Annotated in this window: 16 protein-coding genes; 7 read left to right on the forward strand and 9 right to left on the reverse strand. The window is 38.6% G+C overall.

Going from position 1 to position 12650, the window contains the following annotated elements; genetic code table 11:
• Position 1 precedes the first annotated feature (1 nt).
• From HMPREF2805_RS03100 to HMPREF2805_RS03140, 9 genes are all read right to left on the reverse strand, one after another.
• Positions 2–1273 (reverse strand): dihydroorotase, encoded by a 1272-nt coding sequence (locus tag HMPREF2805_RS03100; RefSeq protein ID WP_075231352.1) that lies wholly within the window; start codon positions 1271–1273, stop codon positions 2–4.
• Positions 1274–1285: 12 nt separating this feature from the next.
• The gene (locus HMPREF2805_RS03105) at positions 1286–1750 is read right to left on the reverse strand and encodes an NUDIX hydrolase (RefSeq protein WP_075231353.1); all 465 of its coding nucleotides are present in this window, start codon (positions 1748–1750) and stop codon (positions 1286–1288) included.
• Between the two features lie 9 nt (positions 1751–1759).
• Entirely contained in the window at positions 1760–2413 is a 654-nt protein-coding gene (locus HMPREF2805_RS03110; protein ID WP_075231354.1) for a uracil-DNA glycosylase, read from the reverse strand.
• Positions 2414–2530: 117 nt separating this feature from the next.
• Positions 2531–3442 carry a hypothetical protein gene (locus tag HMPREF2805_RS11455; protein WP_075231355.1) on the reverse strand — a complete coding sequence of 304 codons (912 nt, stop codon included), beginning with the start codon at positions 3440–3442 and terminating at the stop codon, positions 2531–2533.
• A 39-nt stretch (positions 3443–3481) separates the two neighbouring features.
• Positions 3482–4174, reverse strand: coding sequence for a pyrimidine 5'-nucleotidase PynA (locus tag HMPREF2805_RS03120; RefSeq protein WP_075231356.1), 693 nt, complete (start codon positions 4172–4174; stop codon positions 3482–3484).
• A 152-nt stretch (positions 4175–4326) separates the two neighbouring features.
• Positions 4327–5301, reverse strand: coding sequence for a phosphate acetyltransferase (gene pta / locus HMPREF2805_RS03125; RefSeq protein ID WP_075231357.1), 975 nt, complete (start codon positions 5299–5301; stop codon positions 4327–4329).
• Between the two features lie 15 nt (positions 5302–5316).
• Positions 5317–6216, reverse strand: coding sequence for an RluA family pseudouridine synthase (locus HMPREF2805_RS03130; protein ID WP_075231358.1), 900 nt, complete (start codon positions 6214–6216; stop codon positions 5317–5319).
• Positions 6213–7031 (reverse strand): NAD kinase, encoded by an 819-nt coding sequence (locus tag HMPREF2805_RS03135; protein ID WP_075230147.1) that lies wholly within the window; start codon positions 7029–7031, stop codon positions 6213–6215. Before HMPREF2805_RS03135 ends, HMPREF2805_RS03130 begins: the two co-directional genes overlap by 4 nt.
• Entirely contained in the window at positions 7015–7686 is a 672-nt protein-coding gene (locus tag HMPREF2805_RS03140; protein WP_075231359.1) for a GTP diphosphokinase, read from the reverse strand. Before HMPREF2805_RS03140 ends, HMPREF2805_RS03135 begins: the two co-directional genes overlap by 17 nt.
• Before the next feature lie 135 nt (positions 7687–7821).
• On the opposite strand from HMPREF2805_RS03140, the gene HMPREF2805_RS03145 reads away from it, so the two are divergent.
• From HMPREF2805_RS03145 to HMPREF2805_RS03175, 7 genes are all read left to right on the forward strand, one after another.
• Positions 7822–8391, forward strand: a complete 570-nt coding sequence (locus tag HMPREF2805_RS03145) for a CYTH domain-containing protein (protein WP_075231360.1) — start codon at positions 7822–7824, stop codon at positions 8389–8391.
• Between the two features lie 162 nt (positions 8392–8553).
• Positions 8554–9498 carry a ribose-phosphate diphosphokinase gene (locus HMPREF2805_RS03150; protein WP_075231361.1) on the forward strand — a complete coding sequence of 315 codons (945 nt, stop codon included), beginning with the start codon at positions 8554–8556 and terminating at the stop codon, positions 9496–9498.
• Positions 9499–9513: 15 nt separating this feature from the next.
• Positions 9514–10629, forward strand: a complete 1116-nt coding sequence (locus tag HMPREF2805_RS03155) for a cysteine desulfurase family protein (protein WP_075231362.1) — start codon at positions 9514–9516, stop codon at positions 10627–10629.
• A gap of 4 nt (positions 10630–10633) precedes the next feature.
• A complete protein-coding gene (locus HMPREF2805_RS03160; RefSeq protein ID WP_075230512.1) occupies positions 10634–10981 on the forward strand; it encodes a DUF1831 domain-containing protein in 348 nt (115 codons plus the stop codon).
• 9 nt (positions 10982–10990) lie between these two features.
• The gene (locus HMPREF2805_RS03165) at positions 10991–11206 is read left to right on the forward strand and encodes a DUF4649 family protein (RefSeq protein WP_075231363.1); all 216 of its coding nucleotides are present in this window, start codon (positions 10991–10993) and stop codon (positions 11204–11206) included.
• An 81-nt stretch (positions 11207–11287) separates the two neighbouring features.
• The gene (locus tag HMPREF2805_RS03170; protein WP_075231364.1) at positions 11288–11929 is read left to right on the forward strand and encodes a redox-sensing transcriptional repressor Rex; all 642 of its coding nucleotides are present in this window, start codon (positions 11288–11290) and stop codon (positions 11927–11929) included.
• Positions 11930–11944: 15 nt separating this feature from the next.
• Positions 11945–12634, forward strand: coding sequence for a gamma-glutamyl-gamma-aminobutyrate hydrolase family protein (locus HMPREF2805_RS03175; protein WP_075231365.1), 690 nt, complete (start codon positions 11945–11947; stop codon positions 12632–12634).
• Positions 12635–12650: the final 16 nt, after the last annotated feature.

Genomic DNA, 12650 nt, shown 5'->3' on the forward strand with positions numbered 1-12650 from the left:
CCTACTCTGCTTGATAAACGATTTGGCCCTTACAGATGGTGTATTTGACCTGCCCTTTTAACTCTTCACCGATAAATGGTGAGTTAGACGCTTTAGAAGCAAAATGTGATCCTACGATACGGTTTTCCTTATCATCAAAAATGGTAATGTCTGCAGGTCCATTTTCAGACAAATAACCTGCTTCAAAGTTATACAGTTTAGCTGGATTAACCGTCATTTTTTCAAGCAATTCCATCAAGGTCAAATGACCAGCTTCAACCAAGTAGGTTAAACCAAGTGACAAAGAAGTTTCTAAACCTGTCATACCTGATGGAGCTTTGGTAATATCTTCGACATTCTTTTCATCAGCATGGTGAGGCGCGTGGTCAGTCGCAATCACGGAAATGACTCCTGATTTCAGACCTTCGATAACAGCACGGCGATCAGACTCAAGGCGAAGAGGTGGATTCATCTTAGCGTTACTTCCTTTAGTCAAAAGAAGAGCTTCAGTCTTAGAAAAATGTTGCGGTGCTACTTCTGCTGTTACGTTTGCTCCCAAATCTTGAGCGAACTCCACAACCTTAACACTTTCTTCTTTAGATAAATGCTGAATATGGACATGAGCTTTTGTTGCATAGGCAATCATAACGTCACGTGCAATCATAGCATACTCAGCTACTCCTGTTGCTCCACAGATATGGAAGTGTTCTTTAGCGATATTTTCGTTAAAACCAAGCGTACCATTCAGTCCAGGATCTTCCTCGTGTAAGCTGATAAAGGTGTTGAGTTTTTTAGCCTCTTCCATGGCTTCCTTGACCACTTTACTGCTTTCAAGCGGAATACCATCATCTGAAAAACCAACGGCTCCAGCTTCTAAAAGCGCCTTAAAGTCAGTCAAGTCTCGGCCATTAAAGTTCTTGGTAATCGTTGCTACAGACTTAACATTAATTTTTTCCTTTGCCGCAGATTGAAGAACTTCCTGTAAAGTCTCAACATCGGAGATGGTTGGATTGGTATTAGCCATCATGACAACTGTCGTAAAACCACCAGCTGCTGCTGCTAGTGCACCTGTATGAATGTCTTCTTTATGAGTTTGACCAGGTTCACGGAAATGAACATGGATATCCACCAAACCGGGTGCAACTACAAGACCAGTTGCATCAATGACCTCTGCATCTTTTTCACTAATTTGTGGTGCAATTTTGACAATTTTACCGTCTTCAACCAATACATCACACACATGATCCAAACCAGACTTAGGATCCATTACTCGACCATTTTTAATTAGTAACATCTGCTTTCTCCTTTATTCGTAGAAATCCACTTGGGTATCCAATAACTTATCGCCATCATAAACAAACTTGGCTGAAAAGAATGGTTTATCTTCTAAAAGCCACTCTACGAAGGTATGGTCTCCTTCCCAGGTTGGTTTGCTTAAAACCTCATCATAAGGAACCCATTCTAAGGTCCCTTCATTACAATCAATCAACTCACCTTCAAACTCAGTTACTTTAAATACATAGGTGTACCAGTCAAGGTCTGGTGTAAATTCTGGAAAGGTGATGACTCCTTTTAGAATTGGTTTGGCTTTCAGACCTGTTTCTTCTAAAATTTCACGAGCAGCACATTCTTGTGGAGTTTCCCCCCGTTCTAACTTTCCACCTACACCGATCCATTTCCCTTCATGGACATCATTAGGCTTTTTATTGCGATGAAGCATGAGTAGCTCTTTCCCGTTATCAATGTAGCAAATTGTCGCTAACTGAGGCATATTCTCTCCTTATCTAAGCCAATCAATTGGCTCTTGTCCACTTTCTTTTAAGAATGCATTGGCCTTAGAAAAAGGCTTGGAACCCCAAAATCCTCTGTAAACTGAAAGAGGACTTGGGTGGGCTGATTCGATAATCAAGTGCTGAGGATTTGTAACCAAGGACTTCTTCTTACGTGCATAAGCACCCCAAAGTACAAAAACTACGGGTCTATCAATATTATTGACAACCTTGAACACAGCATCTGTAAAAGGTTCCCATATTTGACCAGCATGACCGTTGGCCTGTCCTGCCGGAACTGTAAGACAGGCATTTAACAAAAGAACCCCTTGCTCAGCCCAAGTAGTCAAATCATGAGAATTCTTAACTCCAATATCATCTGCAAGTTCTTTCAAGATATTTTGCAAAGAAGGAGGTGCTGGGATATTATCTGGAACAGAAAAACTCAAACCTTGAGCCTGACCAGGACCATGATAAGGATCTTGGCCTAGAATCACCACCTTAACCTCTTCCAGAGGAGTTGTTATAAGAGCCTGAAAAACCTTTTCTTTAGGAGGATATACAATTCCTTGAGCATAAACCTGCTCCATAAAGTGATTGATTTTTCCAAAATAACCTTCAGGTAATTGCTCTTTAATCAAAGCGTGCCAAGATGAGTGTTGCATAGCCAACTCCTTCGTTAATACTGCCTCTATTATAGCAAAAAGTGGCTATCTAAACCACTTTTAAAAGTATCTATTGAGATTTGAGAAGTTTTATAGAGAATTTATACTAAAGAGCCTTTATTCAACACCTTTTCTCGTATTAGAAAGGATAAATTCTTTGTCGATTTCATCAATAATCAATTCTGTTCGAGTATTAAGTTTTTCATCAAATCTTTTATTCAATTCCTTTACAACGCTTATCTTAAACTCATCACTTGATTTTTGTTTATAGTAATCAAATCCTCCAGAAGCCGCACTACAGCAACTCCCCCAATCTGAAAGATAGCCGATAATTTCAAAAACACTATCATTGTATTTTTCAAATTTTTTAGTTGCAGAACTTTTTAGATAGCCTGAAATACAATTTACAAAAGAGTAGTAATACTTAGAGTCACGAAATGAATTGAATTCTACACTATGAAAACTTGGATCGAGAATTCGTGCTGATCGCACATCTTTCATGGTCGGTTTTGTGGGCATTTTAATATCAGTCTGCAGATAAGCATAATAGGTTTCCTTATCAAAGAAAGCTCCATCTACCGCTATCAAAGCACCGTACATGCCATCTTCATACTGAAACACCATCACAGCGCCGTTCCTATATTTGCTTTTTACAGGAACAGGCGGAGCAATTCTCTTTTTGGGCTTTTCTTTTTTTACACTTATCTTTTCTAAAAACTTTTCTAGATTTTCACTTCTTTGTTCTAAAAATTCACTATCTGCACCCAATTCTTGGGCAAGTTCTAAATCCTCTTTGTTGAGAATGATTTCTTTAATTTCAAGCAAGAATTCATCATCTAATTGCCCAACTTCCCATAAACAGTGTGCTAAGGCGAACAAGACATCATACATATCGTCATCGTATAAATCCGACGTCAAGTCATTTTTAATTGTATTTGCATCTTCTCCTTGATTGTATCTCTCGAAGAATTCTTCTTTAATATCTAAGGAGGTGTCATTTCCAAAAATCGTTGCATCCCATGTTCCCATAATTTTATGCTCCTTTTATTTAATTTTATTTTGGAATCTTTAAAGTTTCCCCAAACAATTCAGCATATCTTTATAAGAATGAACCTCGTATGTTGGATGCAGTTGTGTTGTATTTTCTAAATGTTGAGGATTGTACCAGACAGTATCAATTCCTGCATTTTGCCCCCCCTGAATATCAGCCGACAAAGAATCACCGATCATAAGGGTCTGATTTTTATCAAAATTAGGGATACTAGCTCCAATTTTTTCATAAAATTCAGCATCTGGTTTTTGGGTATGGAGCTGTTCTGATATGAAAATTTCCTTGAAATATGGTGCGATACCAGATTGCTTCAAACGACCTGTCTGAATATAGGTGATTCCATTTGTCGCAGCATAGAGCTCATAGCCCTGACTTATCAATTTTCTTAATAAATCTTCGACACCTGAGAAAGTCTGACCTTGTTTAGATAGGAAAAGCTGATAGCGCTCTGCTAAGTAGGAACCATCTTTTTCAATGCCAAAGTGAGCAAACAGTTTTGCAAAACGTGTATTGATCAATTCTGATTTTGTAATCTTTTTCTGTTCCAAATCCTTCCAAAGTGATTTGTTCATAGGTACATAATAATCTTTGTAAGCTTGGATATCCTCTACTCCTTCTTCTTCTAAGAGTTGAGTCAGAGCTATATCCTCGGCAGCATCAAAATCGAGTAGTGTGTGATCGAGGTCGAAGAGTAGAAATTTGTATTTCAATCTATAAAATCCTTTCTGTATTTGGAAGATAAAGAAATTGAACTCCTAAACCTTAGAGCTAACTAGCCAAAAAGCTAGGACAAAGCATAAGAATCTCTTTAATCTTTCCTACTTGAAAAGCTCCTTTAACAGAAAAGGAGCTATCTTTTATTTTATTGGTGTACAGCTTGGGCTGCTGTGATAAGAGTAAGTTTGAAGACGTCGTCTGAATTACATCCACGTGAAAGGTCATTAACTGGTTTGTTCAAACCTTGCAATACTGGACCAACCGCTGCAAAGCCACCGAGACGTTCTGCCATCTTGTAACCAATATTCCCTGCTTCAATACCTGGGAAGATAAAGACGTTTGCTTGTCCAGCAACCTTACTTCCTGGTGCTTTAAGAGCAGCTGTTTCTGGAACGAAGGCAGCATCGAATTGCAATTCCCCATCAATTTCAAGGTCAGGACGAAGATCATGAGCAATCTTAGTTGCTTCAACTACTTTATCTACGCTTTCACCAAAACCAGAACCTTTAGTTGAATAGCTTAGCATTGCAATTTTTGGTTCGATACCGAACATCTTAGCTGTGATAGCAGAGTTAATCGCAATTTCTGCCAAAGCTTCAGCATCAGGATTGATATTGATGGCACAGTCACCAAATAGGTAACGCTCAGTGCCACGAACCATAAGGAAGGCACCTGAAGTACGACTAACATTTGGACGTGTTTTAATGATTTGAAGGGCTGGACGAACAGTTGCCGCAGTAGAGTGAATAGCTCCCGAAACCATTCCATCGACCAAGCCCATGTATACCAACATAACACCAAAATAGTTCACGTCTTTAACTAAGATTTCGCGAGCTTCTTCTTCAGTCATTTTTCCTTTACGACGTTCTACAAGTGATGCTACCATGTCTTCAAATTGAGGATAATGTGTAGGATCGATCACTTCATAACCATCCATGATTCCTTCGATTTCAAGATAGATTTTAATTTTATCAGGATTTCCAAGTAGGACAGGAATAACTTCTGTTTCTTTTACGATGCGTTTTGTTGCTTGAAGAATACGTGGTTCTTCACCTTCAGGCAAAACAATACGTGCATTTTTACCAACTAGGTTGGCTTTTAAATTTTCAAAAACTTCCATGAGTTTTTACTCCTTTTAAGATAAATTATTATTTGATAACTGAGTTATAAGATTCTTAAAATCATCCGGCAGTGGACTTTCCATCTCCAACTGCTCTTCAAGAAAAGGATGATAAAACGATAAGTAATGGCAATGCAGAGCTTGACGCTCTATGCCATGTTCAAGACTACCACCATAGAGGTCATCACCAAGCAAAGGGAAACCGATATGGGAGAAATGGACACGAATCTGGTGTGTCCTTCCTGTATGCAGTCGAATATCAACTAGATAAATATTGCCATAAGACTCCACTATACGATAGGAAGTATGGGCATACTTACCACCTTTTGCAACTCGTCTAGTAATGATTGAATCTTCGTCACGGGCAATCGGTGCAATAATCTCACCTTGAGGTTCCAGAAAACCATCTCCTTTAACCAGAGCAAAATAGCGCTTTTCAATGGCTTTCTTTTGCAACTGTTTGTCTAGTCTAGCATGAGCATAACCATGTTTCGCAAAAAGCATCAAACCCGAAGTATCTCGATCTAGTCTGGTTACAATGTGAACCTGCTGATTTTCATAGTTCTGTTTCACATAGTAGCCCTTGATAAAGTTAGCTATGGTATTAGAATGATTGACGCTCGGAATTGATGCCACACCAAAGGGTTTGTTTAAAATCAAGAAATGATCATCCTCAAACAGAATATCCAGTGGATAATCAATGGCTTCCAGTGTCTCGAAACCTTCCTCAGGAGGAATGTCGATGACAACCACATCTCCTATATCCAAGAGATAGGTTGCATTTTGTGGATGACCGTTTACGCGAATATCTCCACCTCGAAACTTGATTTTGGCTAGCAAACCTTTAGAGACTTCATGCTTTTTTAAAAAGGTCTTTACCTTGACGTGTTCGTCAGCAATGAACTCAAATCTCATTCATCCACCTCACCAATAAAGGCATCCTTGACACGATTCCAAAAACTGGTATGACTTGGAGTTGCGACAAAGTGGATCTTGTGGTGATCAATCTGGTACTCTATTCGCTCAATATTACGGAAGGAATAAACACTATTGTCAACTGATATCGTATGATAGTCATTGCGAGTCGGTATCAACTCGATCTTATCCTTCTTAGGTACAATGATTGACGAACCGAGGGTTCGGTAAACACGATTGTTCAAACTGGCAATCTCCGTTAATTGTAGAGCTTCGATAGTGTGATGCAATACAGCCCCACCGAGAGATTTATTATAGGCGGTACTTCCAGTTGGTGTCGAGACAGTCAAACCATCTCCCCGAAAGCGTTCAAACGGTACATGATTGATGACAACATCCGCTACCATGGTTCTGTCAGTTCTCCGAATGCTTGCTTCGTTCAAGGCACGGAAAATTTTCACTTCACCATTTTCCAGAAAAATCTTTACATTTAAAAGCGGGTATGATACTCGAGCTCCACTGTCTAAGAGCAAATTAGTAACCAGTTGATCTAGTTCGAAATCACGATAGTCCGTATAAAATCCCAGGTGTCCCGTATGAACTCCCACAAAGCGAACCTTATCCAGCTGGTCTTCATACTTGTGAAAGGCAGACAAGAGCATGCCATCTCCACCAATGGAAATCACAATATCTGGATTTTTGTCGTTTAATATAAAGTTATTTTTCCTGAGTCGATCTTTTAACTCATATAGGACTCTTTGACTTTGAGGCTTGCGGTTAGCGATTAGATCAATTCGTTTACCTGTATTCTTCATCGGTATCGTCACTGTTTCCTACCCCGTCATTTAACTTTCTATGTAAGGGATCAAAGAGAGCTTGTGCTTCTTGAATATCATCACGAATTTTGCTCATTTCTTCGTCTAACTGGTGAGAAATCCTCGCTGTAATGGCAAGTCTTTCCTTGATTTCCTCTGGGAAATCTCCCTGATATTTATAGTTGAGCGAATGTTCGATTGTTGCCCAAAAATTCATAGCCAAAGTTCGAATCTGAATCTCAACTAAAATCGTTTTAGCACCCTTAATCGTGTCAACAGTGTACTCGATAATCAAGTGATACGAACGATAGCCAGAAGCCTTACGATGCTTAATATAGTCTCGTTCTTGGACGACTCTCATATCCTGTCTTTTATGAAGGATAGAGACAACTTCTTGCACGTCATCTACAAACTGAACCATAACACGCAAACCTGCAATATCTTGCAAGTCTTGCTCAAGTGTATCATAGCCGATTCCACGACGCACCATTTTTTCCTTTATACTTTCAATCGGTTTAACGCGACCAGTTACAAACTCGATTGGAGAATGTTTATTTTGCTTACGGTATTGTTTGCGAATACCACGAAGTTTAATCTTCAACTCTCCAACAGCCTGAATGTAAGGATCTAAAAACTCTTCCCATTCTGTAATCATATATTTTTTGTGTCCAATTCTCTATACACTTTAGATTTATCTAGTCTTTGATTTTATAGAAAAAATCATATACAATAAATACAATGCTTATTATACCATATAATCGCTTTCATAGATAAGGAAAAGGTTAAAAAAATGAAACATTTGGAAATTGAAATGAAAACTCTTTTAACCGAGGAAGAGTACCACCAATTACAGGCAAATTTTTCGGAAATTTTACCGATAACACAGAAAAACTATTACCTAGACACGCCAGATTTTTATCTCCGTCAGAATAAAATCGCCATGCGCATTCGTACTTTTGAGGATAGTGCTGAATTGACTATTAAAATCCCACAAACCATAGGAAATATGGAATATAATCAAGCTTTAAGCTTAGAAGAAACCACCAAATGCCTTGAATCAGGAAAACTCCCTCAAGGAATGATTCTTGATGAACTCCTCTCCCGCGGTATTTTACCAAGAGATTGGACTGTTTTAGGTTGTTTGACGACCATTCGTTACGAAAAGGAAACTTCTATAGGTCTTATGGCACTTGATCAAAGCCATTACTTCGATATTGTTGACTACGAACTGGAGTTAGAAGTGGAAAATGGCGACCAAGGAAAGCTTGATTTTAAGGACTTTTTAGAGGCAAATGGCATCGATTATCAAAAAGCACCCTCAAAATTAGTTCGTTTTATAGAAAATATGAAAAAATACTGAAATAATCTTCTTTTTTTGATAGAATAGAAGGGATAAAAAATAATAGAATCTGTGTCGCAAATACTTTCTTCAAATAAGCTTTTCTCAGACTAAGAGACAAGGATTTTTAAGAAAAATAGTTTACTACACAGCTTCACATAGTTTATAGAGGACGGTTTATCAATGTCAGATACAAAAAACATGAAGCTTTTCGCTCTCAATTCCAATCAGGAAATTGCTCAAAAAATTGCTGATGCAGCTGGTGTACCACTTGGGAAGTTGTCTTCCCGTCAATTTTCAGACGGTGAAATCCAAGTCAACATCGAAGAAAGTGTCCGTGGTTATGACGTCTATATCATCCAATCAACCAGCTACCCTGTCAACAATCACTTGATGGAACTCTTGATTATGGTTGATGCCTGTGTTCGCGCTAGTGCAAATACGATTAACGTTGTCCTTCCTTACTTTGGCTACGCGCGTCAAGACCGTATCGCTTCTTCTCGCGAACCACTTACTGCCAAGCTTGTTGCAAATATGTTGGTCAAAGCTGGAGTTAGTCGCGTATTGACTCTAGACCTCCATGCCGTTCAGGTTCAAGGTTTCTTTGACATTCCAGTTGATAACCTCTACACAATTCCACTTTTTGCAAAACACTATTGTGATAAAGGACTCGTTGGTTCAGATGTGGTTGTCGTTAGCCCTAAGAACTCTGGTGTAAAACGTGCTCGTAGCCTTGCTGAATATCTTGATGCTCCAATTGCGATTATCGACTATGCGCAAGATGATTCTGAACGCAACCAAGGCTATATCATTGGTGATGTTGAAGGTAAAAAAGCAATCTTAATCGATGATATTCTTAACACTGGACGTACTTTCTCTGAAGCATCTAAAATCGTGGAACGCGAAGGCGCAACTGAAATCTATGCTGTTTCAAGTCACGGACTTTTTGTTGAAGGTGCTGCAGAATTGTTAGATGCAGCAAATATCAAGGAAATCTTGGTAACAGACTCTGTTGCAACTAAAGGGAAAACACCTAAAAACGTACAATACATCACTGCTAGCGAATTGATTGGTGATGCTATGGTTCGTATTCACGAAAGAAAACCAGTTAGTCCACTATTTAAATAGAAATCAGGTGAGCTTTTGATTTATTTGGATAATGCTGCTACGACTCCTATGTCAGCAGTTGCTATCTCAGCAATGACTCAAGTCATGCAGGAAACTTATGGCAACCCTTCTAGTATTCATGGACATGGGCGCCAAGCAGGTAAACTATTACGAGAAGCTCGTCAAGAACTAGCAAGTTTACTAGGAACAAAGCCACAACATATATTCTTTACCACTGGTGGTACTGAAAGCAATAATACTGCTATCATCGGCTACTGCCTTCGCCATCAAAATCGTGGAAAGCACATTATCACTACTGCGATTGAGCACCATGCTGTTCTAGAACCCATCAAATACTTGGTTGAAAATTTCGGTTTTGAAGTGACTATTTTACAGCCTGAAAATCAAGAAATTACTGCAGACCAGGTCAAAAATGCACTGCGTGAAGATACCATTCTTGTTTCTACTATGTTTGCAAACAATGAAACTGGTACACTTTTACCTATTGCTGAAATTGGGGAAGTTCTAAAAAATCATCCAGCCGTCTATCATGTCGATGCGGTTCAGGCAGTTGGTAAATTAGAGATTCTTCCCGAAAAATTGGGAATTGATTTTCTTAGCGCTTCTGCACACAAATTTTATGGTCCAAAAGGAGTTGGTTTTCTCTATGCTGCATCTACAGATTTTGACTCCTACCTTCATGGTGGCGATCAAGAGCAGAAAAAAAGAGCAGGAACAGAAAATCTTCCTGCCATTGTGGGAATGGTAGCAGCTCTAAAGGATGATCTTGAAAACCAAGCACAAAACTTTGAAAAGGTTCAAAAACTAAAAGAAACATTCTTAAAGGAAATGGCTGACACAGACTATTACCTCAATCAAGGAAATGACCAGCTACCTTATGTCCTTAATATTGGATTCCCAGGTCAACGTAATGATCTACTACTCCTTCGTCTAGATCTTGAAGGTATTTCTATTTCAACTGGCTCTGCTTGTACTGCAGGTGTCGTTCAAGTTAGTCATGTTCTTCAGGCTTTCTACGGTGAAGACTCTCCTCGCTTACACGAATCCGTTCGCGTCAGCATTTCACCTCAAAATACAGAGCAAGAAATAATCACTCTCGCACAAACTCTAAAAGAAATCATTGGAGGTTAACTCAATGGCATTCGAAAAAACCATTAGTCTTAAAAATTGCCGTTATAATTACACACTTAGCCCAACCGTCAAAAAGTTCACTCTAAAAGATAACACTTTTTTTGAAACTAAGGTTGGTAACTATGAACTAACACGTCTTCTTGAAAAAGTTCCAAATAGTGGGGAAGGTTTCCAACTTAAGATTATCATCAACAAAGACTTAACAGGTGCAAAAATCAACATCACTGATAAATTTGGTCTACGTTTAGTCGATATCTTTAAGTCAGAAGAAACTCATATCCACCAAGAGAAATTTTACTTCTTGATGGATAGTCTTGTTGAACGTGATGTCTTTACTAAAAGCGAAAGATAGAAGGCAATTATGTTTCGATTAACTTACAAAGACACCTATCAAGTCGATCGCGTTTTAGAATACGAAGATTATGAAGCACTCATGCTATCACTTTCAGGCTATGTGACTCTTCCAGATACTACTGTCATTACTTCTCTGACCTATAATGGAAATGAAATCTATCAGGGGCTTCTGGGAAATCTCTATCGTTTTCTATCTCACTATGATTTTACGAAGATAAGCTAAGATTTTTCTTAGTTTTTTCTTGTTTTTGTTGATTTTTTCACAATCTTTCTATAAAATAGTATTTAGAAAGGTTGTGATTTTGTGAAAGAAAAACAGTCTGCTATTCCAAAAGCAACAGCAAAGAGACTTTCTCTTTATTATCGTATCTTTAAAAGATTTCATGCAGAAAAAATTGAAAGAGCCAACTCAAAACAAATTGCCGAAGCCATTGGTATTGATTCTGCTACCGTTAGACGAGATTTTTCCTACTTTGGTGAACTTGGTCGCCGTGGATTTGGCTACGATGTCAAAAAACTAATGACTTTTTTTGCTGATCTTCTAAATGATAATTCTATTACAAATGTTATGTTGGTGGGTATTGGTAATATGGGGCATGCACTCCTTCACTACCGTTTCCACGAACGAAACAAAATGAAAATCATTATGGCTTTTGATTTGGATGATCATCCTGAGGTTGGGACAAAAACTCCCGATGGAATCCCAATTTATGGAATTTCCCAAATCAAGGAGAAAATAAAAAATGCAGATGTTAAAACTGCAATCTTAACTGTTCCGAGTGTCAAATCACAAGAAGTAGCTAATCTTCTTGTTGAAGCAGGTATTAAAGGAATTTTAAGCTTTTCACCCGTTCATCTCCAACTACCAAAAGATGTGGTAGCTCAGTATGTGGATTTAACTAGTGAATTGCAAACTCTCCTCTATTTCATGAGAAAAGAGGATTAGAAAGCGTAAGCATTTATGAAAAAACCAGTTATTGGGATTACAGGAAACGAAAAAGCTCATCCTGATGATGAGCTGATGATGAGCTATGCTGCGAAGGGCTTTGTTGAAGGAGTCAAGGAAGCTGGGGGAATTCCCATTATCCTACCAATTGGTGATCAAGAAATGGCCAGTTACTACATTAGCTTGATTGATAAACTCATTTTAACTGGTGGACAAAATGTCGATCCAAAGTTCTATGGTGAATCTAAAACGATCGATAGCGATGACTACCACCTTCAACGCGATTTTTTTGAGTTGGCACTCATTGAAGAAGCAATCAAACAAAAGAAACCAATTTTTTCTGTTTGTCGAGGCACCCAGCTCTTTAATGTGGCTATGGGAGGAACTCTTTATCAAGATATTGAAGACCATTGGCAGGATACTTCAGCCGAGTATACAACTCAACGTTTAGTCACCGAGCCTGATACTATTCTTCGAGAAATCTATGGAGAAATCTCTCATATCAACTCTTTCCACCATCAGAGTATTAAGGACCTAGCTCCAAATCTCAAGGTTGTAGCTCATGATCCTAAAGATGGAATTATCGAGGCTGTTACAACAACGGATGGTTTCCCTTACCTCGGTGTTCAATGGCATCCTGAATTTCTCTTTGAAAATCGCCCCAAAGATAAAACACTTTTCGACTATGTCGTCAATGAATTGTAAAACCTGTATCATATAC

This window comes from Streptococcus sp. HMSC034E03 (genome assembly GCF_001811505.1).
In the GTDB taxonomy this organism is placed as follows: Bacteria; Bacillota; Bacilli; order Lactobacillales; family Streptococcaceae; genus Streptococcus.

What these genes read in the sequence shown, in the direction of transcription:
- HMPREF2805_RS03175 (WP_075231365.1), top strand. Translation starts at nt 11,945, where the DNA reads ATGAAAAAACCAGTTATTGGGATTACAGGAAACGAAAAAGCTCATCCT.
- HMPREF2805_RS03165 (WP_075231363.1), top strand. Translation starts at nt 10,991, where the DNA reads ATGTTTCGATTAACTTACAAAGACACCTATCAAGTCGATCGCGTTTTA.
- HMPREF2805_RS03130 (WP_075231358.1), bottom strand. Translation starts at nt 6,216, where the DNA reads ATGAGATTTGAGTTCATTGCTGACGAACACGTCAAGGTAAAGACCTTT.
- HMPREF2805_RS03135 (WP_075230147.1), bottom strand. Translation starts at nt 7,031, where the DNA reads ATGAAGAATACAGGTAAACGAATTGATCTAATCGCTAACCGCAAGCCT.
- HMPREF2805_RS03145 (WP_075231360.1), top strand. Translation starts at nt 7,822, where the DNA reads ATGAAACATTTGGAAATTGAAATGAAAACTCTTTTAACCGAGGAAGAG.
- HMPREF2805_RS11455 (WP_075231355.1), bottom strand. Translation starts at nt 3,442, where the DNA reads ATGGGAACATGGGATGCAACGATTTTTGGAAATGACACCTCCTTAGAT.
- HMPREF2805_RS03160 (WP_075230512.1), top strand. Translation starts at nt 10,634, where the DNA reads ATGGCATTCGAAAAAACCATTAGTCTTAAAAATTGCCGTTATAATTAC.
- HMPREF2805_RS03100 (WP_075231352.1), bottom strand. Translation starts at nt 1,273, where the DNA reads ATGTTACTAATTAAAAATGGTCGAGTAATGGATCCTAAGTCTGGTTTG.
- pta (WP_075231357.1), bottom strand. Translation starts at nt 5,301, where the DNA reads ATGGAAGTTTTTGAAAATTTAAAAGCCAACCTAGTTGGTAAAAATGCA.
- HMPREF2805_RS03110 (WP_075231354.1), bottom strand. Translation starts at nt 2,413, where the DNA reads ATGCAACACTCATCTTGGCACGCTTTGATTAAAGAGCAATTACCTGAA.
- HMPREF2805_RS03105 (WP_075231353.1), bottom strand. Translation starts at nt 1,750, where the DNA reads ATGCCTCAGTTAGCGACAATTTGCTACATTGATAACGGGAAAGAGCTA.
- HMPREF2805_RS03150 (WP_075231361.1), top strand. Translation starts at nt 8,554, where the DNA reads ATGTCAGATACAAAAAACATGAAGCTTTTCGCTCTCAATTCCAATCAG.
- HMPREF2805_RS03140 (WP_075231359.1), bottom strand. Translation starts at nt 7,686, where the DNA reads ATGATTACAGAATGGGAAGAGTTTTTAGATCCTTACATTCAGGCTGTT.